The organism is Streptomyces sp. NPDC047072 (genome assembly GCF_040643855.1).
GTDB lineage: Bacteria > Actinomycetota > Actinomycetes > Streptomycetales > Streptomycetaceae > Streptomyces.
The window spans coordinates 37807-62643 of record NZ_JBEYVC010000003.1 but is presented as its reverse complement, the minus strand read 5'-3'; the positions used below and the strand labels follow the sequence as shown (position 1 = coordinate 62643).

General features: G+C 71.7%; 25 protein-coding genes. 18 read left to right on the top strand and 7 right to left on the bottom strand.

Annotation, left to right across the window (positions count from 1 at the left end; all coding sequences use genetic code 11):
* Window positions 1–127: 127 nt before the first annotated feature.
* Both ABZ896_RS02110 and ABZ896_RS02105 read left to right on the top strand, forming a co-directional pair.
* Complete coding sequence (locus ABZ896_RS02110) at window positions 128–787, top strand: ribonuclease domain-containing protein (protein WP_360920434.1); 660 nt, start codon at window positions 128–130, stop codon at window positions 785–787.
* Complete coding sequence (locus tag ABZ896_RS02105) at window positions 784–1056, top strand: barstar family protein (RefSeq protein WP_360920432.1); 273 nt, start codon at window positions 784–786, stop codon at window positions 1054–1056. Before ABZ896_RS02110 ends, ABZ896_RS02105 begins: the two co-directional genes overlap by 4 nt.
* On the opposite strand, the gene ABZ896_RS02100 is transcribed toward ABZ896_RS02105, so the two are convergent.
* The 3 genes from ABZ896_RS02100 to ABZ896_RS02090 are packed head-to-tail and all read right to left on the bottom strand — an operon-like array spanning window position 1048 to window position 3419.
* Window positions 1048–2241: a HAMP domain-containing sensor histidine kinase gene (locus ABZ896_RS02100; RefSeq protein WP_360920429.1), complete on the bottom strand. Its 1194-nt coding sequence runs from the start codon at window positions 2239–2241 to the stop codon at window positions 1048–1050. The genes ABZ896_RS02105 and ABZ896_RS02100 overlap by 9 nt on opposite strands.
* A gap of 6 nt (window positions 2242–2247) precedes the next feature.
* Window positions 2248–2919: a two-component system response regulator CseB gene (gene cseB / locus ABZ896_RS02095; RefSeq protein ID WP_360920426.1), complete on the bottom strand. Its 672-nt coding sequence runs from the start codon at window positions 2917–2919 to the stop codon at window positions 2248–2250.
* Window positions 2920–2948: 29 nt separating this feature from the next.
* A complete protein-coding gene (locus ABZ896_RS02090) occupies window positions 2949–3419 on the bottom strand; it encodes a hypothetical protein (protein ID WP_360920423.1) in 471 nt (156 codons plus the stop codon).
* A 140-nt stretch (window positions 3420–3559) separates the two neighbouring features.
* Between ABZ896_RS02090 and ABZ896_RS02085 the strand changes: the two genes are divergently transcribed.
* Window positions 3560–3835: a DUF1876 domain-containing protein gene (locus ABZ896_RS02085; protein ID WP_360920420.1), complete on the top strand. Its 276-nt coding sequence runs from the start codon at window positions 3560–3562 to the stop codon at window positions 3833–3835.
* Between the two features lies 1 nt (window position 3836).
* On the opposite strand, the gene ABZ896_RS02080 is transcribed toward ABZ896_RS02085, so the two are convergent.
* Complete coding sequence (locus ABZ896_RS02080; RefSeq protein ID WP_360920417.1) at window positions 3837–5150, bottom strand: serine hydrolase domain-containing protein; 1314 nt, start codon at window positions 5148–5150, stop codon at window positions 3837–3839.
* A 36-nt stretch (window positions 5151–5186) separates the two neighbouring features.
* Window positions 5187–5633 carry an organic hydroperoxide resistance protein gene (locus ABZ896_RS02075; protein ID WP_360920413.1) on the bottom strand — a complete coding sequence of 149 codons (447 nt, stop codon included), beginning with the start codon at window positions 5631–5633 and terminating at the stop codon, window positions 5187–5189.
* Window positions 5634–5851: 218 nt separating this feature from the next.
* Here ABZ896_RS02075 and ABZ896_RS02070 point away from each other — a divergent pair, with 218 nt between their 5' ends.
* Together ABZ896_RS02070 and ABZ896_RS02065 are read left to right on the top strand one after the other, a co-directional pair.
* Window positions 5852–7477, top strand: a complete 1626-nt coding sequence (locus ABZ896_RS02070; RefSeq protein WP_360920410.1) for a penicillin-binding transpeptidase domain-containing protein — start codon at window positions 5852–5854, stop codon at window positions 7475–7477.
* Between the two features lie 96 nt (window positions 7478–7573).
* A complete protein-coding gene (locus ABZ896_RS02065; RefSeq protein ID WP_360920407.1) occupies window positions 7574–9244 on the top strand; it encodes a penicillin-binding transpeptidase domain-containing protein in 1671 nt (556 codons plus the stop codon).
* On the opposite strand, the gene ABZ896_RS02060 is transcribed toward ABZ896_RS02065, so the two are convergent.
* A complete protein-coding gene (locus ABZ896_RS02060; RefSeq protein WP_360920404.1) occupies window positions 9221–9607 on the bottom strand; it encodes an SsgA family sporulation/cell division regulator in 387 nt (128 codons plus the stop codon). The genes ABZ896_RS02065 and ABZ896_RS02060 overlap by 24 nt on opposite strands.
* 159 nt (window positions 9608–9766) lie before the next feature.
* Here ABZ896_RS02060 and ABZ896_RS02055 point away from each other — a divergent pair, with 159 nt between their 5' ends.
* From ABZ896_RS02055 to ABZ896_RS02040, 4 genes are read left to right on the top strand one after another with little or no spacing between them, the layout of a single operon-like run.
* Window positions 9767–10795: an energy-coupling factor ABC transporter permease gene (locus ABZ896_RS02055; protein WP_360920401.1), complete on the top strand. Its 1029-nt coding sequence runs from the start codon at window positions 9767–9769 to the stop codon at window positions 10793–10795.
* Window position 10796: 1 nt separating this feature from the next.
* Window positions 10797–11558, top strand: coding sequence for a cobalt ECF transporter T component CbiQ (gene cbiQ, locus ABZ896_RS02050; RefSeq protein ID WP_360920397.1), 762 nt, complete (start codon window positions 10797–10799; stop codon window positions 11556–11558).
* Window positions 11546–12307 (top strand): ABC transporter ATP-binding protein, encoded by a 762-nt coding sequence (locus tag ABZ896_RS02045; RefSeq protein ID WP_360920394.1) that lies wholly within the window; start codon window positions 11546–11548, stop codon window positions 12305–12307. The genes cbiQ and ABZ896_RS02045 overlap by 13 nt, the downstream gene beginning before the upstream one ends.
* The gene (locus ABZ896_RS02040; RefSeq protein ID WP_360920391.1) at window positions 12304–12759 is read left to right on the top strand and encodes a MarR family transcriptional regulator; all 456 of its coding nucleotides are present in this window, start codon (window positions 12304–12306) and stop codon (window positions 12757–12759) included. The genes ABZ896_RS02045 and ABZ896_RS02040 overlap by 4 nt, the downstream gene beginning before the upstream one ends.
* Here ABZ896_RS02040 and ABZ896_RS02035 read toward each other — a convergent pair.
* Complete coding sequence (locus ABZ896_RS02035) at window positions 12756–14495, bottom strand: phospholipid carrier-dependent glycosyltransferase (RefSeq protein ID WP_360920388.1); 1740 nt, start codon at window positions 14493–14495, stop codon at window positions 12756–12758. The two genes, ABZ896_RS02040 and ABZ896_RS02035, sit on opposite strands and share 4 nt — an antisense overlap.
* 86 nt (window positions 14496–14581) lie before the next feature.
* Between ABZ896_RS02035 and rsmI the strand changes: the two genes are divergently transcribed.
* From rsmI to ABZ896_RS01990, 9 genes are all read left to right on the top strand, one after another.
* Complete coding sequence (gene rsmI / locus ABZ896_RS02030) at window positions 14582–15433, top strand: 16S rRNA (cytidine(1402)-2'-O)-methyltransferase (RefSeq protein ID WP_360920385.1); 852 nt, start codon at window positions 14582–14584, stop codon at window positions 15431–15433.
* A 243-nt stretch (window positions 15434–15676) separates the two neighbouring features.
* Window positions 15677–16108, top strand: coding sequence for a hypothetical protein (locus tag ABZ896_RS02025; protein WP_360920382.1), 432 nt, complete (start codon window positions 15677–15679; stop codon window positions 16106–16108).
* Between the two features lie 65 nt (window positions 16109–16173).
* Entirely contained in the window at window positions 16174–17070 is an 897-nt protein-coding gene (locus tag ABZ896_RS02020) for a TatD family hydrolase (RefSeq protein WP_360920379.1), read from the top strand.
* A gap of 112 nt (window positions 17071–17182) precedes the next feature.
* On the top strand, window positions 17183–18553 hold the full coding sequence (locus ABZ896_RS02015; protein WP_360920377.1) for a ubiquitin-like domain-containing protein: 1371 nt from the start codon (window positions 17183–17185) through the stop codon (window positions 18551–18553).
* Window positions 18554–18629: 76 nt separating this feature from the next.
* The gene (gene rsmA / locus ABZ896_RS02010) at window positions 18630–19592 is read left to right on the top strand and encodes a 16S rRNA (adenine(1518)-N(6)/adenine(1519)-N(6))-dimethyltransferase RsmA (RefSeq protein WP_360920374.1); all 963 of its coding nucleotides are present in this window, start codon (window positions 18630–18632) and stop codon (window positions 19590–19592) included.
* The gene (locus ABZ896_RS02005; protein WP_360920371.1) at window positions 19589–20488 is read left to right on the top strand and encodes a 4-(cytidine 5'-diphospho)-2-C-methyl-D-erythritol kinase; all 900 of its coding nucleotides are present in this window, start codon (window positions 19589–19591) and stop codon (window positions 20486–20488) included. The genes rsmA and ABZ896_RS02005 overlap by 4 nt, the downstream gene beginning before the upstream one ends.
* Before the next feature lie 13 nt (window positions 20489–20501).
* Window positions 20502–21761, top strand: a complete 1260-nt coding sequence (locus tag ABZ896_RS02000; protein WP_360920368.1) for an ankyrin repeat domain-containing protein — start codon at window positions 20502–20504, stop codon at window positions 21759–21761.
* 171 nt (window positions 21762–21932) lie between these two features.
* On the top strand, window positions 21933–22712 hold the full coding sequence (locus ABZ896_RS01995; protein ID WP_360920365.1) for an MHYT domain-containing protein: 780 nt from the start codon (window positions 21933–21935) through the stop codon (window positions 22710–22712).
* Between the two features lie 216 nt (window positions 22713–22928).
* Window positions 22929–24782, top strand: a complete 1854-nt coding sequence (locus ABZ896_RS01990; RefSeq protein WP_360920362.1) for a nitrate- and nitrite sensing domain-containing protein — start codon at window positions 22929–22931, stop codon at window positions 24780–24782.
* Window positions 24783–24837: the final 55 nt, after the last annotated feature.

Below are 24837 nucleotides of genomic sequence, written 5' to 3'. Positions count from 1 at the left end.
AGCCGTACGTCGTTTCCGGCGGCCATCTGTGATGTGGCCGCCGGACCGACGAGACGTACGGCCGGTCTCCTTGGGCTCGGCCGGGGCACACCGCCCCGGCCGGATCCCGACATCCCGAGGAGTCACGATGTCCCTGTCCTCCCGGCTGAAGAGCCGCGCCCGCAAGGCCACGGTCCCGGCCCTGCTGCTCGGCCTCACGCTCGGCTCGGTCGGCGTCGCCGCCACCGCGCACGCCACCGAGGAGCCCAGCTGCCAGACCGTCCCCGGCCAGACCTGCCCGGCGCCCGGACCGGCCGCCGACCCCCTGCCGGCGCGCGGAACGCAGCCCGCCGGTATCTCCACCCAGCAGTGGCGGGGCGCGACCACCGCGGCCCAGTTCTGGAACAACGAGGGCATCAGCAACGCCGCCGGCGACCGCTACCACCTCGTGATGCGCGGCGAGACCGGCTACCCCGGCCAGGGCTGGCCCGGCAACACCAGCGCGAACGCCCGCGCCTGGTACCACTTCGAGACCGGCAGCAGTTGGCGCCCGGTCCACCACTACATCGTCTACGGCGGTGTCTTCCAGGACCGCGACCACCGGATCCAGAACCTGGAGGAGTCCCACCACGTCACCCAGAGCAACGCGAGCGGCTCCAACAGCGTCTACCGCGAGTACGACGTCAACTCCTGGAGCACCACCACCGCCAACCGGGGCCGGGAGCGCATCGTCCGCAACGTCCGCAACGGCCACGTCTACGCGACCTTCGACCACTACGGCTCCTTCCACTACCTCGGCCGCTGGTGAACGAGATCCGCGGCAGCCGCTGCCGTACCACCGTCGACCTCTTCGCCGAGTGGGCCCAAGTCCTCGGTTTCCCGGACTACTTCGGGCATAACTGGGACGCCTTCGAGGAGTGCCTGCTCACCGTGGGCCCGCTGACCGTCCTCGTCCGGGACGCCGGTCAGCTGCTCGCCGACGAGGAGCCGCGGCAGCTGGCGACCTTCCTGGCGATCGTCGACACCGTCTCCCGGGAGGGCGGCTTCACGATGAGGACGGACCAGGTCTCACGATGAGGACGGGCCAGGCAGCGTGAGCACCGCCTCCGCCCCGCCTTCCGGACGGTTCCGGAAGGCGAGGCGGGCGCCCAGCAGCCGGGCCTGGCCCACGGCGATCGTCAGCCCCAGGCCCGTCCCGGCGCCCGGGGCCGTCGTACGGAAACGCTGGGGGCCGGAGGTGTGCACGACCGCCAGCAGGTCGGCCGGGAAGCCCGCGCCGTGGTCGCGGACGCGGACCACCGGGCCGTCCACCTCGACCTCGACCGGCGCGGCGCCGTGCCGCAGGGCGTTGGCGGTCAGGTTGGCGAGGATCCGCTCGACGCGGCGCGGGTCGGTCGTGACCACCGCGTCCTCGACGATCCGCAGCCCCACCTCCGCCGACCCCGCGACCGCCCGCCGGGTCATCGCGCTGACCTGCCGTTCCTCCGTCTCCAGGACGGCCACCTGGGCGTCCAGGCGGGCCACCTCCAGCACGTCCTCGACCAGCCCGCGCAGATTGTCCAGGGAGCGCTTCATCAGGTCCGTCGCCGGGCCCGCCGGCAGCAGCCCGACCGCCGTCGTCATGCCCGCGACCGGGGTGCGCAGCTCGTGCGCGATGTCCGCGGTCACCCGGCGCTCGGCCTCCAGACGGGCGCCGAGCGCGTCCGCCATGGTGTCCACGGACGCCGACAGCCGGGCGATCTCGTCCCGGCCGCCGGGCCGGACCCGGGCGTCGAGGTCGCCGTCGGCGATGGACTCCGCGGTCCGGGCGGCCGCCGTGGCCCGGCGGCCCATGCGCAGCCCGAGCAGCAGCCCGGCGAGGGACACCAGGACGGTCGCGGCCGCGCCCACCCCCAGCAGGGTCCGGTCCAGCGCGGCCAGGGAGCGCTCCTCGGGCGCGTAGGACCGCGACAGGGTGAGCACCTCGCCGTCCGCGACCCGGGTCGCCGCCCAGAGCGTGCCGTGGTCCAGGTAGGTCACGCGGACGCCCTTGTCCACGGCGTGCTTCACCGGGCCGGGCAGGTCGCGCGGGTTGAGCCGGGCGGGCGACTTGCGGGCCGCGTAGTAGTCGTAGGCGTCGCTCATCAGCCGACCGTCCAACTCGGAGCGGGCGGTGGAGAGTTGGTCCGCGGCCGTGACGCGGTGCACCAGGACGCCGCTCGTCGCCGCCACCGTCACGGCGGCCGCGGCGACGGCGAGCGCGACCTTCGTCCCGACGTTCACCGGCGGCTACCCGACCAGCTTGTAGCCGAAGCCGCGGACCGTCTCGATCCGGTCCCGGCCGATCTTGGCGCGCAGCCGCTGCACATGGACGTCCACGACCCGGGTGTCGCCGGACCAGGCGTAGTCCCACACCCGCTCCAGGAGCAGGTCGCGGGTGAGGACGGTGCCGGCCGCCGCGGTGAACTCCCGCAGCAGCTTCAGCTCGGTCGTGGTCAGGGCGAGGAGACGGCCGTCCCGCCGCACCTCCAGCGTCACCGGGCAGAAGGCGAGATCGCCGAAGCGCAACGTGTCGTCCCGCGCGGGCGAGGTCTCGGCGGGGGCCGCGCGGCGCAGCAGGGAGCGGATCCGGGCGACCAGCACCGAGCCGTCGAACGGCTTGGTCACGTAGTCGTCGGCGCCCGCCTCCAGGCCCATCACCACGTCCACCGGGTCGTTGCGCGCGGAGAGCAGCAGCACCGGCACTCCGGACTCCTCGCGGATCCGGCCCGCGAGGCTCACTCCGTTCAGGCCCGGCAGCATGATGTCCAGGACGGCCGCGTCGGGCGGGGACGCACGGAACATCGCCAGCCCGGCGACGCCGTCGGCCGCCGTACGGACGCGGTAGCCGTGGCCCTCCAGGGTGAGCCGGGTGGCCTCGCGGATCATCTCGTCGTCCTCGACGAGCAGGATCTCGTGCATGGGGGGTCCCTCCTCGGTGGGCAACGTTGTCAGGGCTTGGCCACGTGCAGTCGTACGGCGTGGACGTCCTCCGCCCAGTCCGGGGCCGGGGGCCGGACGGGGGTGACGGCCGCGTGGCTGTAGTAGGCCGCGTACTGGCGCTTGACCAGCCCGCTGAAGACGATCCTGACGGGATAGCTCGGGTAGTCGCCGTGCGGGCAGCCCGAGAGACAGGGCAGGTCGAGGACCGAGCCGGTGCCGGTGGCGCGGGGCGAGCCCCAGCCGTGCCAGGTCACGTCCCACAGAACGGTGTTCGCCGTCAGGTCCAGGGTGTCCGGGCGCTGCCAGGCCAGCGACTTCCAGTCCAGCACGTACACCGGTCCCGACCAGGGGATCCGCGACGGCGCCGGACCCTCGCTCCGGATCCCGCCGTCGGCCGTGCCGCACCCGGTGAGACCGGTGACCCCGGCGAGCAGCAGGGCGGCGAGCGACGCGCGCAGCGCCGGACGTCGAAGAACCATGTTCGTCATGGTGCGGGTTGCCGCCGGGAAAGCGGGGTGATGACGCCCGTGATATGCGCAATAGCAACCCGGCGCCGGATTCGTGCATCGGGGTCCGCGCGGGAGCACTCTGGAAGCAGAGGGTTCCGGAGGTGACCGTCATGACGCACAGCACAGTGGGATGGCACGTGGAGCTGGAGTTCCGGGAGGACGGGCAGCACACGGAGGCGGTCGCGCTGGTCCGCCTGCCCGACGGGTCCGAGGTACGGGCCCACGGCCGGGCCAGCCGCCACCGCGTCGACTCTGACCAGCCGCGGGTGGGCGAGGAGATCGCCGGGGCGCGGGCGCTGAACGAGATCGCCATGCAGTTGCTGACCAAGGCGCACGGCGAGATCGACTCGGCGTCGGGACGGACGTCGCACCCGATCCACGTCTGACCTATGGGTGTACGACGTTCCGCACGGCCCGAACCAGCGCCTGCGCCCTCGGATCCGCGGTCACCGTCTTGCGGAAGCCGTTGGTGACGTAGCCGAAGGCGATGCCGGTCTCCGGGTCGGCGAAGCCGAGGGAACCGCCGCGGCCGGGGTGCCCGAAGGAGCCGGGGCCGAGGAGCGGCGAGGCACTGCCGTGCAGCATGTAGCCGAGCCCGAAGCGGGTGTTGACGACAAGAACCCGATCGGGCCCGGCCGACTCCTCGGCGCGGGCGCGGGCGAGGGTGCCGGCGCTGAACAGAGCGGGGGTCGTGTCGGCCGCGCGGACCCGGTCGACCCCGTCGGCACCGTCGGTCGCGTGGACCCGCTCGCCTCCGTCGGTCGCGTCGGCCCGGTTGACTCCGTCGGCCGCGCGGGCCCGCTCACCCCCCTCGGTCGCGTCGACCCCGCCGGCCCCGTCGACCGCACCGATCAGCGCCGCATAGATGCGCGCCAGCCCGTCGGCCGTCGCGATGCCGTTCGTCGCGGGCAGGGCGCTTGCCCGGTATGTGGGGGCGTTCTGGTCCGGGAAGGGGGTGATGGCGGCGAAGGCGCGGCGGGTGAGGGAGCCGGGGTCCTCGTAGGCCTCGGTGACGGACCGCTTGGGACGGGCGCGCAGGGCACCGCTGGGCTCGGGCGCCTCGATACGGCCCACCCGCCCGGTCCGCCCGGCCGCCTCCTCCGCCACCGGCAGCCCGAGCCAGAACCCGGCGCCGAGCGGCCCGGCGATCTCGCGCGCGATCCACTCACCGGCCCCGACCCCGCTCACCCGGCGCACCAGCTCGTCCAGCATCCAGCCGTACGTCAGCGCGTGGTACCCGTGATCCGTGCCGGGCTCCCAGACGGGCGCCTGCGCGGCGACGGCGGCGGGCCCCTTGGCCGGGTCCAGGGACTCCTCGGGTGTGAGCGGCCGGTCCAGCACGGGCAGCCCGGCCCGGTGATTCAGCACGTGCCGCACCAGCACCCGCTCCTTGCCGGCCGCCTTGAACTCCGGCCAGTACTCACCCACCGGCGCGTCCAGATCCAGCAGCCCCCGCTGACGCAGCAGCAGCGGTACGACGGCGGCGACCCCCTTGGTGGCCGACCGCACGATCTGAGCGGTCCCACGCTCCCAGGGGGCGATGCCGTCGACATCCTTGGTACCGCCCCAAAGGTCCACGACCTTGCGCCCACCGCGATAGACGGCGACCGCGGCCCCCCGCTCCCCGAGCCCCTCGAAATTCCTGACGAACGCGTCCCTGACCGGCTCGAACCCATCGTCCACCGTGCCGCTCACGTCCACGTCCGTGCTCCTCCTGCGTGCGGGTGCTCCCTACACTCACCCAAGCAGGATGGTCACGTCGATGTTCCCGCGGGTCGCGTTGGAGTAGGGGCAGACCTCGTGGGCCGCGTCGACCAGCTTCTCGGCGAGGCCGGGGTCGAGGACCGGGAGGGAGACGCTGAGGGCGACCGCGAGGCCGTACCCCTTGGTCTTGTTCGGGCCGATGCCGACCTTCGCGGCGACCGTCGAGCCGGTGAGGTCGTAGCCCGCGCGGTTGCCGACGAGGATCAGCGCGTTGTGGAAGCACGAGCTGTAGCCGGCCGCGAACAGCTGCTCCGGGTTGGTGCCGTTGCCGTCCCCGCCGAGCGCCGGTGGCATCGCGACCTTCAGCTCGATCTGCCCGTCCTGACTGGTGACGAAGCCGTCCCGACCGCCGTGCGCGGTGGCCTCGGCGACGTACATGATCTTCGTAGGTCTGGTGTCGACGGCGGTGTCGTCACTCATGGCTGGCTCCCCCCAGAACAGACGCACACAAGAACATCGTGCACAAGGTACCGGCCGGTAGGTCGGGCGGGATTACCAGGGGGTAGTAACCGCGGGTACGCGTCGGCTCGTGACCGGCGGACGCCCGGGCCTGAGAAATCACGGAACTCTCACCCCGGCTGTCACACCGCCCGCCTAGAGTGCCCACAGAAACGGGGTATCGGGAGGGGACCAGTTCCATGGCCAAGGGGGTCAAGGCCGCCGTCATCGGCGCGGTGTTCGCCGTGATGGTCGGCGGGGCCGGATACGGGGCGTACAACGTCGTGTCCGCGCTGGGCGGCGACGGCAGCGGGATCGGCGACGCCAAGCGCAGCGGGCCGCCCGACGCGGACGAGGTCGCGAAGACCACGAAGGAGTTCTTCGCCGCCTGGGAGAAGGGCGACGCGAAGGCCGCCGGAAGCTTCACCAACAACGCCACGGTGGCCCAGCAGCTGTTCACCGCGTACAAGGCCGCCGGCCACATCGGCGACGTCCGCATCACGCCCGGCAAGGCGACCGGCAGGACCGTGCCGTACACCGTGAACGCCACGGTGTCGTACCAGGGGAAGTCCAAGCCCCTGGAATACGAGAGCAAGTTGACCGTCGTGCGCGGGCTGACCACCGGGCGCGCGCTGGTCGACTGGCAGCCCTCGGTCGTGTACCCGAAGCTCCAGCGCGACGACACCCTCCTCACCGACACCGCGGCGAGCCCGCCCATCGAGGCGGTGGGCCGCGACGGCTCGGTGCTGACGAAGGAGAAGTACCCCTCGCTGGGCGGGATCATCGACGCCCTGCGCTCCCGGTACGGCGACAAGGCGGGCGGCACCCCCGGCATCGAGCTGGTGATCCGGCACCCGGACCAGCAGGCCCAGCCCGACACCTCGCTGCTGACGCTCTCCGAGGGCACCCCGGGCAAGCTGAGGACCACCATCAGCCCGACCGCGCAGGCCGCCGCCGAGAAGGCCGTGAAGCTGTACGGCCAGTCCTCGCTCGTCGCGGTCAAGCCCAGCACCGGCGAGGTGCTCGCCGTGGCCAACAACCGCAAGGACGCCTTCAACGCGGCCTTCGAGGGCACCAAGCCCCCCGGCTCCACCATGAAGATCATGACCTCGGCGATGCTCATCGACAACGGCGTGACCTCGATGACCGGCCCGGCGCCGTGCACGCCCACCGCCTTCTGGCAGGGGCAGACCTTCAAGAACCTCAAGGGCATGGACCCCAACCCGGGCGCGACCCTCGCCAACAGCTTCCTGCGCTCCTGCAACACCGCCTTCATCAACCTCGTCGACAAGAAGCCGCTCACCGACGAGTCGCTGACCCTGGAGGCCCAGGACCACTTCGGCATCGGCGAGGACTGGAAGACCGGCATCGTCTCCTTCGACGGCAAGGTGCCCGCCGTCAGCGGCCCGGACCGCGCGGCCAACATGATCGGCCAGGGCCAGGTCCAGATGAACCCGCTGAACATGGCCTCGGTGACGGCCACCGCCATCACCGGCAGCTTCCGCCAGCCCTACCTGGTCTCCCCGAAGCTCGACGACCGGCAACTGGCCACCGCCGAGGGGCTGAAGGCCAGTACGTCCTCGCAGCTCAAGCAGATGATGCACCTGACCGCGACGCAGGGCACGGCCATGAACGCGATGGCCGGGATGCGCGGGGACTTCGGCGCCAAGACCGGCTCGGCGGAGGTCGACGGACAGGCCGTCTCCGACAGCTGGTTCACCGGTTTCCGCAACGACGTGGCGGCCGCCGCGATGACCGAGGAGGGCGGCCACGGCGCCGACGCGGCGGGGCCGATTGTCGCAGCTGTGCTACGAGCGGCAGGCTGATATCACCCGCGCGGGAGAGGGACTCTAGGCTGTTGCCGTCGTTGGGGTGGATGAGGGCAACGGGGACCCTGGGAAAGCGCGGAGGAAGCGTCAGTCGTGGGTAACAGGAAGCGCGTCGCCGCCGAGCGACGGAAGACCAAGCCCGCCGTGATCGGCGGGATGATCGCCGTGGTCGTCGGCGGCGCCGGTTTCGGCGTCTACGCGCTGTACGGCGGCGGGGCGGCGGCCGACGACCGGACACAGAACACGTCCGCGGCCGCCGACCAGAAGGCGATCAAGACCGGCCCCCTGTCGGCCGTCGAGGTCACCGCGACCGCCACGCGGTTCCTGACCGCCTGGCAGCAGGGCAAGCCCGCCGTGGCGGCGGCCGCCACCGACGACACCAAGGCCGCCACCGCCCTGCTCACCGGGTACACCAAGGACGCCCACCTCACCGGCGTCACCGTCACCCCCGGCGCCCGCACCGGCGACAAGATCGCCTACTCCGTGCAGGCCACGGTGTCGTACAAGGGCCTCAAGAAGCCGCTGGCGTACAAGAGTTCACTGACCGTGGTGCGCTCCGCCACGACCGGCGAGCCGCGGGTCGACTGGCACGCCTCGGTCCTCCACCCCGACCTCAAGGACGGCGACACCCTGGTCACCGGCGAGTCCGGGACCCCGCCGGTCAAGGCGCTCGACCGGGACGGCGACGAGCTGACCGCGGCCGAGTACCCCTCGCTGGGCACGGTGATCGACGGTCTGCGCGAGAAGTACGGCAAGAAGGCCGGCGGCAAGGCGGGCGTCGAGCTGCGGGTGGTGCGTGCCAAGGGCTCCAAGTCCTCCGACAAGACGCTGGTGGCGCTGAGCAAGGGCACCCCCGGCACGGTGAAGACGACCCTCAACCCGACGCTCCAGGCGGCGGCCGAGCGTCAGGTCAAGACGCAGGCCCGCTCCTCCGTCGTCGTCCTGCGCCCCTCGACCGGTGAGATCCTCGCGGTCGCCAACGCCAGCCCCGGCTTCAACACCGCCTTCCTGGGCTCCCTCGCCCCGGGCTCCACGATGAAGACCATCACCTCCTCGATGCTCATCGAGAAGGGCCTGGCCTCGGCGGACAAGGCGCATCCGTGCCCGAAGTACTTCACGTACGGCGGCTGGAAGTTCCACAACGACGACATGTTCGAGATCAAGGGCGGCACCTTCAAGGCGAGCTTCGCCCGCTCCTGCAACACCGCCTTCATCAGCCAGGCGGGCAAGCTGGACAACGACAGCCTGACCAAGCAGGCCCAGCAGGTCTTCGGACTGTCCCTGAACGACTGGGCGATCGGCGTCCCGTCCTTCGACGGATCGGTGCCGGTGCAGACCGCGGCACAGAAGGCGGCCTCGCTGATCGGACAGGGCGGGGTCCGGATGAACCCGCTGAACATGGCGTCGGTGGCCGCCACCATCGAGTCCGGCACCTTCCGGCAGCCGTACCTGGTCTCGCCCGACGTCGACCACCGCAAGCTGGCCACGGCCTCGCGCACGATGTCCGCGGACACGCTCTCGCAGCTGCGCGAGCTGATGGCCTACACGGCGGCCTACGGTACGGCGGCCGAGCCGATGTCCGGGGTGACCGGCAACGTCGGCGCGAAGACCGGTTCCGCGGAGGTCGACGGCCAGGAGAAGCCGAACGGCTGGTTCACCGCCTATCGCGGCGACCTCGCGGCCGCGGGCGTGGTCCAGGCGGGCGGCCACGGCGCCGACACGTCCGGGCCGATCGTGGCGTCACTGCTGAAGCTGGGCGGCTGAGCCGGGGGTCTGAAGCTGGGTGGCTGAGCCCGGCGCCGCCGTATAGGTCCGGCGCAGGAAGCGGAGCAGGGCCTTCGTCTCGAACTGCACCACCGAGACGCCCTGCGCGGAGTGGAACTCCACGACCGCCTGGACGCGCCCGCACGGCCACACGCGGACCTCTCCGCTGCCGACGGGCGCGCGCAGTCCCTGTTCGAGCAGGGCCCGGGAGAACGTCCACTCATGGCTGCCGGGCAGGCCGAACCGGACGGAGCGCGGGTCGGTCTCGGGGTCGTAGCGCAGGGCCACCGGGACCGCGTGGTCCTCGACGACGTCGTCGTCCGTGACGATGTGTGCTCGGGCGTACTGTTCGACTACGGACATCGTGACGACCCTCTCACGCTCTGTCACCTGTGTGGAAGCTGTGCGTCCACCCCCTCTCCAATGTCGCACATTTCCCGGAAGGCGCCCGCCGGGAAGAAGATGCTGTTCCTCACGCACCGCTCTTGCAACTGGTTCGCAACAAGCCACTATCATCGAACGGTGCATGTGCCTGACGGATTCATAGACGCCCCGATCTCCGCCGCGACCGGAGTCGCCGCCGCGGCCGCGGTCGCCGTGAGCCTGCGCGGCGCCCGCCGCGAGCTGGACGAACGCACCGCGCCGCTGGCCGGTCTGGTGGCGGCGTTCATCTTCGCCGTGCAGATGCTGAACTTCCCCGTCGCCGCGGGAACCAGCGGACATCTGCTGGGCGGAGCGCTCGCCGCGATCCTCGTAGGTCCCTATACGGGTGTGCTGTGTGTGTCGGTGGTCCTGCTGATGCAGGGCATCCTCTTCGCGGACGGCGGTCTGACCGCGCTCGGCGTGAACATCACGGACATGGCCGTCGTCACCACGGTCGTCGCGTACGCCGTCTTCCGCGGCCTGGTCAAGATCCTTCCGCGCGGGCGGAGTTCGATCACCGCGGCCTCCTTCGTGGCCGCGCTGCTCTCCGTACCGGCCGCGGCCCTCGCCTTCACCCTGATCTACGCGCTCGGCGGCACCACCGACGTCTCGATCGGCAAGGTCGCCACGGCGATGATCGGCGTCCACGTCCTGATCGGCGTCGGCGAGGCCGCGATCACCGCGCTGACGGTCGGCGCTGTCGTCGCCGTACGCCCTGACCTGGTGTACGGCGCGCGGGGGCTCCAGCAGAAGCTCAAGCTGCGGGTCGGCGGCGAGTTGGTGGACGTACCGGCCGCCGAGCCCGTGGCCGCGCGTACCTCCCGCCGTGGGCTGTGGATCACCGGCCTCGCCACCTCCCTGGTCCTCGCCGGGTTCGTCAGCTTCTACGCCTCCGCCAGCCCCGACGGGCTGGAGAAGGTCGCCGCCGACAAGGGCATCGACGCGAGGACCGAGGAGCACGCCTCCGCGGACTCGCCGCTCGCCGACTACGGCGTCAAGGATGTCGAGAACGCCCGCCTGTCCGGGGGGCTGGCGGGCGTTCTCGGTGTCGGGGCGACCGTCGTCGCGGGCAGCGGGGTGTTCTGGGTGGTCCGCAGGCGTCGTACGGCCGAAGCGTCGGGCGTCTGACGTGGGCGCCGGACACGCGCACAGGCTGTACCGGCACGGGCACTCGCCCGTGCACGCCCTGCCGCCGCACACGAAACTCGCCGCGGTCTTCGCCTTCGTGGTGGTCGTCGTCTCGACCCCGCGGGAGGCGATGTGGGCGTTCGGGCTGTACGCCGTCCTCCTGGGCGTCGTCGCGTACGTCGCCCGTGTGCCGGCCGCCTTCCTGCTGAAGCGGCTGCTGATCGAGGTGCCGTTCGTGGCGTTCGCGGTGCTGATGCCGTTCGTCGCGGAGGGCGAGCGGGTCTCGGTGCTCGGGCTGTCGTTGAGCGTGAACGGCCTGTGGGGCGCGTGGAACGTGCTCGCCAAGGGCACGCTCGGGGTCGCCGCCTCGGTCCTGCTGGCCTCCACCACGGAACTGCGCGCGCTGCTGCTGGGTCTCCAACGCCTCCGTCTGCCACCGCTGTTGGTGCAGATCGCGTCGTTCATGATCCGCTACGGCGATGTCATCACCGACGAGATGCGGCGGATGCGGATCGCGCGGGAGTCGCGGGGGTTCGAGGCGCGGGGCGTACGGCACTGGGGCGTGCTCGCGAAGTCGGCCGGGGCGCTGTTCATCCGCTCCTACGAGCGTGGCGAGCGCGTGCACCTGGCCATGGTGAGCCGGGGGTACGCCGGTTCGGTGCCGGTGATCGACGAGGTGACGGCGTCGCGGGCGCAGTGGACGTACGCTGCGGTGCTCCCCGTCGCCGCTCTGCTGGTCTGCGTGTTGGGATGGACGCTGTGAGCACTGTTTCGTTGGAGGTCTCCGGCCTCGCTTTTGCCTATCCCGACGGTCATCAGGCGCTGTTCGGCGTGGACTTCACGATCGCGCGCGGTGAACGGGTCGCGCTGCTCGGGCCGAACGGCGCGGGCAAGACGACGCTGGTCCTGCACCTCAACGGCATCCTCGGCGGCGGGGTGGGCACGGTCGAGGTCGCCGGACTGCCCGTGGACAAACGGAACATGGCGGAGATCCGCCGCAAGGTCGGCATCGTCTTCCAGGACCCGGACGACCAGCTCTTCATGCCGACGGTGCGCGAGGACGTGGCGTTCGGCCCGGCGGCGGCGGGTCTGAAGGGGGCGGAGCTGGAGGCGAGGGTGCGGACCGCTCTCGAACGGGTAGGCATGGCGGAGTTCGCCGAACGCCCCCCGCACCACCTCTCCTTCGGCCAACGCCGCCGGGTGGCGGTCGCGACGGTCCTGGCGATGGAGCCGGAGATCCTCGTCCTGGACGAGCCGTCCTCCAACCTGGACCCGGCGTCCCGACGCGAACTCGCCGACATCCTGCGGTCGTTGGACGTGACGGTCCTGATGGTCACACACGACCTCCCCTACGCCCTGGAACTGTGCCCACGCGCACTGATCCTGAGCGAGGGCACGATCGCCGCGGACGGCCCCACGGGCGGGCTGCTCTCCGACGACGACCTGATGCGGGCGCACCGCCTGGAGTTGCCGTTCGGCTTCGACCCGCGGTCCGTGACAATGGGCGCGTGACTAACGAAGAGGACACCGGGTCGCTCCTACTGGACGACCAGTTGTGCTTCGCCCTGTACGCCGCCCAGCGCGCGGTGACCGCCGCGTACCGTCCACTCCTCGACGAACTCGGCCTCACGTACCCGCAGTACCTGGTCCTGCTGGTCCTGTGGGAACGCGGCGAGACCTCGGTGAAGGACCTCACGGCGGCGCTCCGCTTGGACTACGGCACGGTCTCGCCGCTCCTCAAACGGCTGGAGAGCGCGGGCCTGGTACACCGGGAACGCGCCCCGAACGACGAACGCTCGGTACGCGTCGCCTGCACGGGCCGCGCAGAGGAACTCCGCTCACGCGCGACCCGCGTCCCAGGAGCCCTGCTGGCAGCAACGGAACTGAACGGCCCGGAGGCGGCACGGTTGCGGGAGGAGCTGCGGGGCCTGGCCCGCCGTGTGGACGCAGCAGGGCGCGGCTAGACCCACGTATCGATCCACATCCGCGACCGCCAATCATCGATCGGGATAGACGTCCCCGTGTACAGCGGCCAGAAGTAGATGAAGTTCCAGGTGATCAAAAGAACCAGGACACCCGCGGCCGTGGCGCCGGCCACTCGGCGGGTTTCCGACGAGCGTGGTGGGCCGATCAAGGCGCCGGCCAGCATGGCTACCGCCAGGCACAGGAACGGGAGGAAGACGATCGTGTAGAAGAAGAAGATCGTGCGTTCCTGGTAGTTGAACCAGGGGAGGTAGCCCGCCGCGATGGCGCAGGCGATCGCGCCCGCTCGCCAGTCGCGGCGGAAGAACCAGCGGTACAGGACGTAGAGGATCGCGAAGCAGGCCGCCCACCAGAGCAGTGGCGTGCCGATGGCCAGGACCTCGCGGGCGCATTTCTCGCCCGCGTTCACTGGGCAGCCGTCCGTGCCGGGGTCGGGGGACTCGTAGAAGAAGGAGACCGGGCGGCCGTCGACGATCCAGCTCCAGGGGTTGGACATGTACGTGTGCGGCGAGTGCAGGCCGACGTTGAACTTGTAGACCTCGTGCTCGTAGTGCCACAGGCTGCGCAGCCAGTCGGGCAGGAAGGTCCAGCTGCCGCCCTTGCCGTCGGTCGCCGCCCAGTTGCGGTAGTAGCCGCCGGTGCCGTCCGCGGGGGAGAGGATCCAGCCGATCCACGAGGTGAAGTACGTGACGACCGCGACCGGCACCATCGCGAGGAACGCGATGCCGGCGTCGTACATGAACGCCGAGACGTACGGGTTGCGCGCCCCCGCGACCTTGCGGGCGTTCGCGTCCCACAGCACCGCCATGATGCCGAAGGCGATCAGGAAGAACAGGCCGTTCCACTTGGTGCCGATGGCGAGGCCCAGCAGCAGGCCCGCCAGCCAGCGGTACGGCCGCCAGCCGAGCCGGAACCTGTCGCCGATCGCCGGGTCGGGGCGCAGCCGGCCGTCCGCGTCCACGGGCAGCGCGGCCGCGAGTTTCTCGCGCGCCTTGTCCCGGTCCACGACCAGCGCGGCGAACGCGGCCACCACGAAGAACATCAGCACGCCGTCGAGCAGCGCGGTGCGGGCCATCACGAAGGCCAGCCCGTCCACCGCCATCAGCGCGCCCGCCAAGCAGCCGAGGAACGTCGAGCGGAAGATGCGCCGGCCCACCCGGCACACGATGAGCACCGCGAGCGTGCCGAGCAGCGCGGTCATGAACCGCCAGCCGAACGGATTGAGCCCGAACATCAGCTCGCCGAGCCCGATGACGTACTTGCCGACGGGCGGGTGCACGACGTACGCCGCGTTCGTCGGGAGGGGGACGTCGCCGTTCGAGGAGATGATCAGCTTGTCGACGTTCTTGTCCCAGCTGAGCTCGAAGCCGCGGTGGACGAGCGCCCACGCGTCCTTCGCGTAGTACGTCTCGTCGAATATCACCTTCTTCGGCTGGCCCAGGTGCCAGAACCGCATCACGCCCGCGAGCAGGGTCACCAGCAGTGGGCCGATCCAGCCCGACCAGCGGGTGACGCGGTCCGCGAGCGCCGGTGGGACCCCGAGCATCTGCCAGATCCGCGGGCTGGGCTGGGCGTACGGCGGCACCAGGCGGTCGCGCAGATCGCTTCTGGGCGCGGCCGTGTAGCCGAAACGGCGCAGCCTCTGCTGCCACGACGGCCGCCGGTCCTGGGGGGCCTGGTCCTGCCGGGTGTCCGTGGAGGACGCGGTACTGGTCACCGCGCCATCGTAGGGAACAGGGCTGTGTGAGTCCCGTGCATGGGCGGATGCGTCCGGTTCGGGCGGTCCCTGCAAGGATGAAAGGCGTGACTGGAACCCTTGTTTTGGCGGGCACCCCCATCGGCGACATCGCGGACGCGCCGCCCCGGCTCGCGGAGGAACTCGCCGGGGCCGACGTCGTCGCGGCCGAGGACACACGGCGGCTGCGGCGGCTCACGCAGGCGCTGGGCGTGACGCCCAAGGGCCGGATCGTGTCGTACTTCGAGGGCAACGAGGCCGCCCGTACGCCCGAGCTGGTCGAGGAACTCGTCGGCGGCGCACGGGTGTTGCTCGTCACCGACGCCGGGATGCCGTCCGTGTCCGACCCCGGCTACCGGCTGGTCGCCGCCGCGGTCGAGAAGGACATCCGCGTCACCGCCGTACCCGGGCCGTCCGCCGTGCTGACCGCGCTCGCGCTGTCCGGGCTGCCCGTCGACCGGTTCTGCTTCGAGGGGTTCCTGCCGCGCAAGGCGGGCGAGCGGCTGACCCGGCTGCGCGAGGTCGCGGGCGAGCGGCGCACGCTCGTCTACTTCGAGGCCCCGCACCGGCTCGACGACACCCTCGCGGCGATGGCCGAGGTCTTCGGCGCCGACCGACGTGCCGCCGTCTGCCGGGAGTTGACCAAGACGTACGAGGAGGTCAAGCGCGGTCCGCTGGGGGAGCTCGCGGTGTGGGCGGCCGAGGGGGTGCGCGGCGAGATCACCGTGGTCGTCGAGGGGGCGCCGGAGAAGGGCGCCGAGGAGATCGACGACGCCGAACTGGTGCGCCGGGTGCGGGTGCGCGAGGAGGCGGGGGAGCGCCGTAAGGAGGCGATCGCCGCGGTGGCGGTGGACGCGGGGGTGCCCAAGAGGGTCGTGTTCGATGCGGTCGTTGCAGCAAAGAACGCGCCGTCCGGATGAGGCGCGTGAGGTAGGTCATACCCCCTCTGAGCAGGGCGCATGTCGTCTGAGCGTGCGCCCCATGTGCGGGCAAAGGGCTGTCTCGGAAAGCAAAGGCCACGACGGCGCGCCGAGGCGGTTTGGCAAGGAAAGTCCAAATCGGCTCCAACACTCGACAGGGCTGCTGCGTTCGGGCCCGTGGAGGCGTCCACTGGAGTGCAGGGACGCACCCGTCCCGGTGTCCAGCGGACCAGAGGAGCTGGCATGAGCGAGATCGCAGGGCAGCACGCGCTTCGCGACGGAGCGACCGCAGTCGTCCACGAGTCGTATTCCTTCGCCTGCATGCGGTGCGGGCACGGCTGGGAGCAGTCGTACGAGATCGAGCACCACCGTGACGCCGGCGGCCACGAGTTCGTGATGTACGTCGCGAACGGCCAGGTCGTGCCCTCCCCGCTGAGCCGGCCCTGCTGCCAGAACTGCGACGGGCACGTGGTGCGCATCATGGCCGCGGGCCAGGTGTCCTCGGTGCGCGAGGCGGCCTACCGCCACCAGCGGCAGGTGCCGCAGGCCGGTCCGGTCGAGGTGGCGGAGGTGCCCGCGCAGGGCGGAGAGGCCGAGGTGGCGGGGGACGTCGTAGAACGGCATCACTGGCACCTGTCCGACCTGCTTCACCCGTTCCAGCGCAAGGCGAGCTGACTCCCCCCTCAAGCTCGGGCCTTGGCGCCGACGAGGAGGGCATGGTCCTTTCGTAGGATTGGGCCATGCCCTCCTCCACCGACAAGGCCGACAAGGCCGACAGGAACGCCGCGCCGCCGCTCCCGGAGCCCCTCCGGGTGCCCGTCGCCGACTCCCACACCCACCTCGACATGCAGTCCGGGACCGTGGCGGAGGTGCTCGCGAAGGCCGCGTCGGTCGGGGTGACCACGGTCGTGCAGGTCGGCTGTGACATCCGGGGCTCGCGGTGGGCCGCCGAGACGGCCGCCGCGCACGACGCCGTCCACGCGACCGTCGCCCTGCACCCCAACGAGGCCCCCCGGATCGTCCACGGCGACCCGGACGGCTGGTCGCGGCAGGGGGCGCGCACTCCCGGCGGAGAGGGCGCCCTGGACGAGGCGCTCGCCGAGATCGACCGCCTGGCCGCACTCCCGCAGGTCAAGGGCGTCGGCGAGACCGGTCTCGACTACTTCCGCACCGGCCTCGGGGGCAAGGAGGCGCAGGAGCGCTCGTTCCGCGCCCACATCGAGATCGCCAAGCGGCACGGCAAGGCCCTCGTCATCCACGACCGCGACGCCCACGAGGACGTCCTGCGCGTGCTGAAGGAGGAGGGCGCCCCCGAGCGCACCGTCTTCCACTGCTACTCCGGTGACGCCGCGATGGCCGAGATCTGCGCCCGCGCCGGGTACTTCATGTCCTTCGCCGGCAACGTCACCTTCAAGAACGCCCAGAACCTCCGGGACGCGGTCGCGGTGGCCCCGCCGGAGCTGCTCCTGGTGGAGACCGACGCGCCCTTCCTCACCCCGGCGCCCTACCGCGGACGGCCCAACGCCCCGTACCTCGTTCCGGTCACGGTCCGCGCGATGGCCGCCGTGCGCGGGGTCGACGAGGACGCGCTGGCCACGGCACTCGCCGCCAACACCGCACGCGCCTTCGGGTACTGACCCGGAGGCGGCCCGTCTCGAACGTAACTCCGGGTAGCCGCGTCGCTTTGGAGAGTGACGGTCACTCCGCTAGGTTCTGTGGGCCCGATCCGGACCCCTGGAGCGTGTCGGCGTGAGCAGATCCCAGTACGAGACATACGAGCCGTACGAGGCCTACGCGCCCGTCGAGCCCTACGACGCCCCGGCGTACGCCGGATCCGAGGCGCCGACCGTTCCGGACACCCTCGTGTACGGCCCGTACGCGACGCCGTACGAGGACACCTACCGGCCCGCCTACGAGACCCCGGCGCCCGCACCCGGCACGCGCTCTGGGGGAGGCGGGGGCGCAGGCGGCGGCGGTGCGAGCCGGCGGGCCGCGCGCCGACGCCGTACCCGCTCCATGGAGCGCTCGGACAGCACCGTGCGCCGACTGCTGCCACAGGCGCTGGTCGTCGCGTTCCTCGCGGGCGGCACCACCGCGTTCGTCGCCAAGGACAAGGCGATCGAGCTGACCGTCGACGGCAAGCCCCGCACCCTGCACACCTTCGCGGACGACGTGACCGAACTGCTCGCCGAGGAGGGCGTGGAGGTGGGGGCGCACGACGTGATCGCGCCCGCCCCCGATGAGGCGCTGGCCAGCGGGGACGAGGTCGCGGTGCGCTACGGCCGTCCCGTGCGGCTCACGCTCGACGGGCACCGGCGCGAGGTGTGGACGACGGCGCGGACGGTGGACGGGGCGCTCGAACAGCTCGGGGTGCGCGCGGAGGGCGCGTACGTCTCCACCTCGCGCTCCCGGCGCATCGGACGCGAGGGGCTCGCGCTGGACGTGCGCACCGAGCGGTCGGTGACGGTCATGGCGGACGGCCGGGCCCGCACCATCCGCACCAACGCGGCGACGGTCGCCGAGGTCGTGGAGGAGGCCGGGGTCACCCTCAGCGGCATGGACACCACCTCGGTGGCACCGGGCAGCTTCCCGCGCGACGGCCAGACCGTTACGGTCCTGCGGATCACCGGCACGAAGGAGGTCCGCGAGGAGCGGATCCCGTTCCGGGTGGAGCGGACGGAGGACCCCTCGCTGTTCCGGGGCACGGAGTCCGTGGAGCAGGCGGGCCAGCCGGGCCTGCGCCGGGTCACGTACTCCCTCCGGACCGTCAACGGCGTCCGGCAGAAGCCGCGCCGGATCGGCACGGAGGTGGTCCGCGAGCCCCGCACCCAGATCGTGAAGGTCGGCACGAAGCCCCTGCCGACCTCGGTCCAGGGCGCGGACCACCTGAACTGGCAGGGCCTGGCGGCCTGCGAGTCCGGCGGCCGCCCAGACGCGGTGGACCCTTCGGGAACGTACGGCGGCCTGTACCAGTTCGACACCCGGACCTGGCAGGGCCTCGGCGGCTCCGGCCGCCCCCAGGACGCCCCGGCGGCGGAACAGACGTTCAGGGCGAAGAAGCTGTACGTGAACAGGGGCGCGAGTCCGTGGCCGCACTGCGGCTCAAGACTGCACGGGTGACTGGAGCGCTTTTAGCTTTTAGGGGCGCGGGGAACTGCGCGACAAGCCCCCACCGGCCCGCAGCTAGTCTTAAACCGTGACCAGCCCCTCCCAAGACGCCCTCCTCGGCGCCGCAGACATCCGCGAACTAGCGGCCGCACTCGGCGTACGCCCCACCAAACAGCGCGGCCAGAACTTCGTGATCGACGCGAACACGGTCCGCAGGATCGTCCGCACCGCCGAGGTGAAGCCCGAGGACGTCGTACTGGAGGTAGGCCCAGGCCTGGGTTCACTCACCCTCGCCCTCCTGGAAGCAGCCGACCGGGTAACCGCCGTAGAGATCGACGACGTACTCGCAAGCGCACTGCCGGCCACCATCGCCGCCCGCATGCCGGACCGCGCGGCCCGCTTCCACCTCGTACACGAAGACGCCATGCAGGTCACCCACCTCCCGGCCCCCTTGCCAACGGCACTCGTCGCGAACCTCCCCTACAACGTCGCCGTCCCCGTCCTCCTCCACATGCTCGCCACCTTCCCGACCATCGAGCGCACCCTGGTGATGGTCCAGGCGGAGGTCGCCGACCGGCTCGCCGCGGCCCCCGGCTCGAAGGTGTACGGCGTCCCGTCCGTGAAGGCGAACTGGTACGCGGAGGTCAAGCGCGCCGGGTCGATCGGCCGCAACGTGTTCTGGCCCGCGCCGAACGTCGACAGCGGGCTGGTCGCGCTGACCAGAAGGACCGAGCCGATCAAGACGACGGCGTCGAAGGAGCAGGTGTTCGCCGTGGTCGACGCGGCCTTCGCCCAGCGCCGCAAGACCCTGCGGGCCGCGCTCGCCGGCTGGGCGGGCTCGGCAGCGGCTGCGGAACAGGCCCTCGTGGCGGCCGGAGTCTCGCCCCAGGCCCGCGGTGAGTCGCTCACGGTGGAGGAGTTCGCGCGCATCGCGGAGCACGGTGGGCAGACCGGGAGCCCCGAAGGCGCCGCGCACACCGAGGGCACCGGGACGTCCGAGCCCGCCGAGCACGTCGAGTCCGCAGCGCACAAGGAGCCCGGTCACCAGTGAGCGTCACCGTCCGCGTCCCCGCCAAGGTCAACGTCCAGCTCGCGGTGGGCGCCGCCCGCCCCGACGGCTTCCACGACCTGGCCAACGTCTTCCTCGCGGTCGGCCTGTACGACGAGGTCACCGTCACCCCGGCCGACGAGCTGCGGATCACCTGCGAGGGCCCCGACGCCGGCCAGGTCCCCCTCGACCGTACGAACCTCGCGGCGCGCGCGGCCCTGGCACTCGCCGAACGCCACGGCCTCGACCCCTCCGTGCACCTCCACATCGCCAAGGACATCCCCGTCGCCGGGGGCATGGCGGGCGGCAGCGCGGACGGCGCGGGTGCGCTGCTGGCCTGCGACGCGCTGTGGGGGACCGGTGCGTCCCGGGCGGAACTGCTCGACATCTGCGCGGAGTTGGGCAGTGACGTGCCGTTCAGCCTGGTGGGCGGGGCGGCGCTCGGGACGGGACGCGGGGAGAAGCTGCGGCCGCTGGAGGTCGGCGGGTCGTTCTCGTGGGTCTTCGCGATGGCGGAGCGCGGGCTGTCGACGCCGGCGGTGTTCCGGGAGTTCGACCGGCTCGCCGAGGGGCGGGACGTCCCGGAGCCCGTCGCCTCGGAGGAACTGCTCGACGCGCTGGCCAAGGGCGACCCGGACGCGCTCGCCGCGGCCGTCTCCAACGACCTCCAGCCCGCCGCGCTCTCCCTCTTCCCGGAACTCGCCGACACCCTCGCCGCGGGCCGCGCCGCGGGCGCCCTCACCGGCCTGGTCTCCGGCTCGGGCCCCACGACCGCGTTCCTCGCCCGCGACCCGGAGTCCGCGACGACGATCGCGGCCGCCCTCAGGGCGTCCGACACATGCAGGACGGTCCGCACGGCCTCCGGCCCGGCGGCGGGGGCGACGGTTCTTGGGCAGTGAGGAAACACCTCACGTGAGGTCACTCGGCGAGGCCGTACGACAGGGAGACGCCCGCGCCGTCGAGGCGCTCCTCGCGGACGGTGCCGATCCCGACGGTCTCGACGACACGGACGGCGTCCCCGTGCTGTGTCTCGCCGTCGCCGCGTACGACGACGCCGTGGTCGAGGTGCTGCTGAACGCCGGCGCGGACCGCCGTACCCCGCTGACATGGGCCGTCGACGGCGGCAGCGTCGGGATGGTGCGGGCACTGCTGTACGCGCCGGAACCCCCCGAAGACCCGGCCGTACGCGCCGAGTTGCTGGACCGCGCCCGCCGCTGGACCCGGACCGGCACGGAGGCGGGGCTGCGCCGTCGTACCGGAAGCACCGCGCCCGTGCGGCGGGAGCGCGTCGAGGACACCGCCCACTCCTGCCACTACGAGCAGCTCACGCTGGGCGGGGCGACCGTGCGGGACGGTCACGCGGGCGTGCTGAGCGAGTTGGAGGAGTGCTTCGGATCGCGCGCCCCCTTCGACGAGTTGTGCGCGCGAGCGCTCACCCGCCCCGACCCGGACCACGCCGTCTGGTCGGCGTCGGCCTCCGTGGCCGCCGGCCCGATGGACGAGGAGACCTGGGCCGAAGCCCTGGCCCTGGCCCGGCACCCCGACCGGCTGCGCCGGCTCTTCGCCGCCGACGTACTGCTGCGGATGATCCTGGGGGAGACCCGCGTCGAGGACGGCCGGGTGGTCCTCCGCGAACCCTTCGCGGGCCGCGCGCCCGACCTGTTCCCGTGGGCCGCCGAGGAGCGCGACCCGGAGGTCCTCGCGGCGGTGCTCAACGCGCTGACCCAGGAGGAGAGTCCGCAGATCGAGGCGCTGGGGCTCTCGTACCGGACGCATCCCGACGCCCGGGTCCGGGTGATGGCGCTGTACGCCCTGGAGCGGGGTCCGGACGGGCTGCTGGTCCGGGACGGGAACCTCGCGGTGGTGACGGAGCTGGCCCGCGATCCCGACCCCGCGGTGCGCGCGTCGGTGTGCGGCTGGCTCTCGGACTACCCCGGCCGGGCTCCGGAGCTCGCCGACGTGCTCCACGAACTCACCTACGAGGACGAGCAGTTGGTCCGGATCCACGCCGTCAAGGGGCTCGCCGACCGCGACGATCCGCGCTGCGTCGAGGCCGAGCGGCGGATCGGCACGGTCGACGTCACGGGCTGGCCGGACACCTGGCTGCTGGACGCGGTCCGCCGCTACGAGGAGCGCCGGGACCGCGCTGACAGCTCCCGGACATCTCCCTGACAGGCTTCTGACCTGCATAAATATACGGCCGAGATGTAATCCACGCCACAGTAATTTAATGTTCAGCAATCGCCCCCCATGACCCCTTTCGCGCCCTCTGTGCCAAGGGAAGGGCTGGCATGATCAGCCAACCCCGACCCGGAGTTACCGGTGGTACGAGAGGACATCTTCATGGGGCACATGGATCACTTCAGCGCCGGATGGGTCACCCCCGTCCTGTCCTATGCGATGGCCGTCGTCGGTTCGGCGCTGGGACTGCGCTGCACCGTCAGGGCGCTGGAAGCGGAGGGCGTCTCCAAGCGCAACTGGCTCACCCTCGCCTCCGTCGCCATCGGCTCGGGCATCTGGACCATGCACTTCATCGCGATGATGGGCTTCAGCGTCGAGGGCACCCCGATCCGCTACGACGTTCCGCTGACCGTCCTCAGCCTGCTGATGTCCGTCGGCGTGGTCGCCGCGGGTGTCTTCATCGCCGGGTACGGGCGCTCGCGCGTGACGTCGGTGGTGTTCGGCGGGCTGGGCACGGGAGTTGGGGTGGCCGCGATGCACTACACCGGCATGGCCGCGCTCAATCTGCACGGGAAGGTCGACTACGACCCGATGCTGGTGATCGCGTCTGTCGTGATCGCGGTCGTCGCGGCCACCGCGGCGCTGACGCTCACGCTGGTGGTGCGGGGGCCGGTGCTCGCCACGGCGGCGGCGCTGGTCATGGGGCTGGCGGTGAGCAGCATGCACTACACCGCGATGTACGCGGTGAGTATTGATCTGGCGCCCAGCAGTGCGGGGTTGGCTGGCGCCACGCCGACGGAGTTCATCTTTCCGTTGGCTGTAGTGCTGGGGTCGTTTCTGTTTCTTGCCGCTGCGTATGTTGCGTTGTCGCCTACCGGAAAACGGCATGAGTCGGCTATCGCCGCGGAATTGCTTCGTGAAGTTGAGTTGACCACCGCGTAGGTCATTGGTCGGCTGCGGGTCCGTTGTGGCTGGTCGCGCAGTTCCCCGCGCCCCTGGGTGGGCTGCTGAAACGTATCTTCAATCGTGAGCTAGGTCCCCTTCATGTCCTTTTCCCGTACGTCCGCCCGCCTGCGCCCCAGATCCGTTCGCGCGAAGATCGTCTCGCTGTTGATGTTGCCCATCGTGTCGCTCATGGCGTTGTGGGGGTTTGCCGCTGTGACGACCGCGTCCAGCATCGGGGACACCGAGCGGGCCAAGGATGTCAACGCCGAACTGCTCACTCCGGTCGGGGAGTTCGTGAGTGCGGTGCAGGACGAGCGGGCCGCCGCGCTCAGTGGGGACGGGCTCGGGGCCGCGGGGGAGGTCACCGACAAGGCCGCCGCCGCTCTCAAGGACGGGATCAACGCGTCCAGTTCGGACGCGGCGCTGCTCGACGCCGGGCTGCCGGAGCGGATTGAGCGGCTGGAGAGCGACGTGCGGGGGCTGGCCGCCGTGCGGAGCGGGGTGAGCGCGAAGGGGGCCGCGTCCTCGGCGACGTACACCAAGTACACGACGGTCATCGAGCACGCCTTCGCCGTCACCGGGGCGCTCACCGGTGACGAGGGCACCGATGCCGCCTCCGACGCGCGCGTGGTGCTCGAACTGGCCCGCGCGCGTGAGGCGATGGCCCGCGAGCAGGCGCTCCTGGGTGCCGCCGCCGGGAGCGGGACGCTGAGCCGGGAGCAGTACGCGCTGTTCGTCGGCGCGGTCGCCACCCAGCGGGAGCTGCTGGAGCCCGCGGTCGCCGATCTGAAGGCCGCGCACCAGGGGGCGTACCAGGAGATCCTCGACGGGCAGGGGTACGCGCGCGTGCAGGCCGTCGAGAACCGGGTGCGGGCCGCGGGCCCGGGTGCCGTGCCCTCGACGACGCTGTCGGGCTGGGACACCGCCTCCACCACCGTGCTGGAAGGTCTGACCGCCGCGGAGACGGCGGCCGGTACGGGCGCCACCGCCAAGGCCGACCCCTTCGGCTGGGACACCCTCGGCGCCTCCGGGATCGCCGTGGTGCTCGGTCTGGTCGGTGTGCTGCTGTCGCTGCTCGTCTCCGTCCTCGTCGGGCGCGGGCTCATCGTCGAACTGCTCGACCTGCGCAACTCCGCCCTTGAGGTGGCCGGCCGCCGGCTGCCGCAGGCCATGCGCAGGCTGCACGCCGGACAGGGCGTCGACATCGACGCCGAGGCGCCCATGCGCCGCCTGGCCGGTGACGAGCTCGCCCAGGTCGGCACCGCCCTGACCGCCGTCCAGCGGGCCGCCCTGAAGGCCGCCTCCGAGCGCGCCGAACTGCTCAGCGGGATCTCCGGGGTGTACGTCTCCCTCGCCCGCCGCAGCCAAGTGCTGCTCCACCGTCAGCTGGACCTGCTCGACGCGCTGGAGCAGCGCCAGCAGGACCCGGCCGTGCTCCAGGAGCTGTACCGCGTCGACTACCTGGCCACCCGGATGCGGCGGCACTCCGAGAGCCTGCTCATCCTGTCCGGGATCGCGCCGGGCCGCGGCTGGCGGGACCCGATCGCGCTGTCGGACGTGCTGCGCGCGGCCGTCGCCGAGATCGAGAACGCGCCCCGGGTGCAGATCTGGGCGGTGCCGCGGGTCTCCGTGGTCGGCGGTTCGGTGGCCGACGTGATCCATCTGCTCGCCGAACTGGTCGAGAACGCGGCCGCGTTCTCGCCGCCCAGCACCAAGGTGCAGCTGCGGGCCGCGCGGGTGCGCGACGGCGTGCTCATCGAGGTCGAGGACAGCGGCTTCGGCATGAACGAGGACGCCCTCGCCGACGCCAACCGCAAGATCCAGTCCGACCGGGTCGACCTCCTCGACGCCAAGCAGATCGGCCTGTTCGTGGTCAACCGGCTGCGCGAGCGGCAGGGGCTGCGGGTCGAGCTGCGCGCGTCGCCGGGCGGCGGTGTCACCGCGGCCGTGTTCCTCCCCGAGGGCCTGATCCGCGACGACATGCCGGTGGCCGAGGCCGACCGGCAGGGGCGCGGGCTGGCTCCGGCGTCGGCGCTGATCCAGCGGCAGGGGATGGCCGGAGCCTGATGCGCGGGATCTTCACCCGAAAGTACGACTGAGGTCCTACAGCGGTGAACCGCGG

Excerpts from the sequence above, each read along its gene's own strand:
- ABZ896_RS02110 (WP_360920434.1), top strand. The coding sequence starts at position 128 with ATGTCCCTGTCCTCCCGGCTGAAGAGCCGCGCCCGCAAGGCCACGGTC.
- cseB (WP_360920426.1), bottom strand. The coding sequence starts at position 2,919 with ATGCACGAGATCCTGCTCGTCGAGGACGACGAGATGATCCGCGAGGCC.
- ABZ896_RS02090 (WP_360920423.1), bottom strand. The coding sequence starts at position 3,419 with ATGGTTCTTCGACGTCCGGCGCTGCGCGCGTCGCTCGCCGCCCTGCTG.
- ABZ896_RS02085 (WP_360920420.1), top strand. The coding sequence starts at position 3,560 with ATGACGCACAGCACAGTGGGATGGCACGTGGAGCTGGAGTTCCGGGAG.
- ABZ896_RS02075 (WP_360920413.1), bottom strand. The coding sequence starts at position 5,633 with ATGAGTGACGACACCGCCGTCGACACCAGACCTACGAAGATCATGTAC.
- ABZ896_RS02070 (WP_360920410.1), top strand. The coding sequence starts at position 5,852 with ATGGCCAAGGGGGTCAAGGCCGCCGTCATCGGCGCGGTGTTCGCCGTG.
- ABZ896_RS02060 (WP_360920404.1), bottom strand. The coding sequence starts at position 9,607 with ATGTCCGTAGTCGAACAGTACGCCCGAGCACACATCGTCACGGACGAC.
- ABZ896_RS02045 (WP_360920394.1), top strand. The coding sequence starts at position 11,546 with ATGGACGCTGTGAGCACTGTTTCGTTGGAGGTCTCCGGCCTCGCTTTT.
- ABZ896_RS02025 (WP_360920382.1), top strand. The coding sequence starts at position 15,677 with ATGAGCGAGATCGCAGGGCAGCACGCGCTTCGCGACGGAGCGACCGCA.
- ABZ896_RS02020 (WP_360920379.1), top strand. The coding sequence starts at position 16,174 with ATGCCCTCCTCCACCGACAAGGCCGACAAGGCCGACAGGAACGCCGCG.
- ABZ896_RS01995 (WP_360920365.1), top strand. The coding sequence starts at position 21,933 with ATGGGGCACATGGATCACTTCAGCGCCGGATGGGTCACCCCCGTCCTG.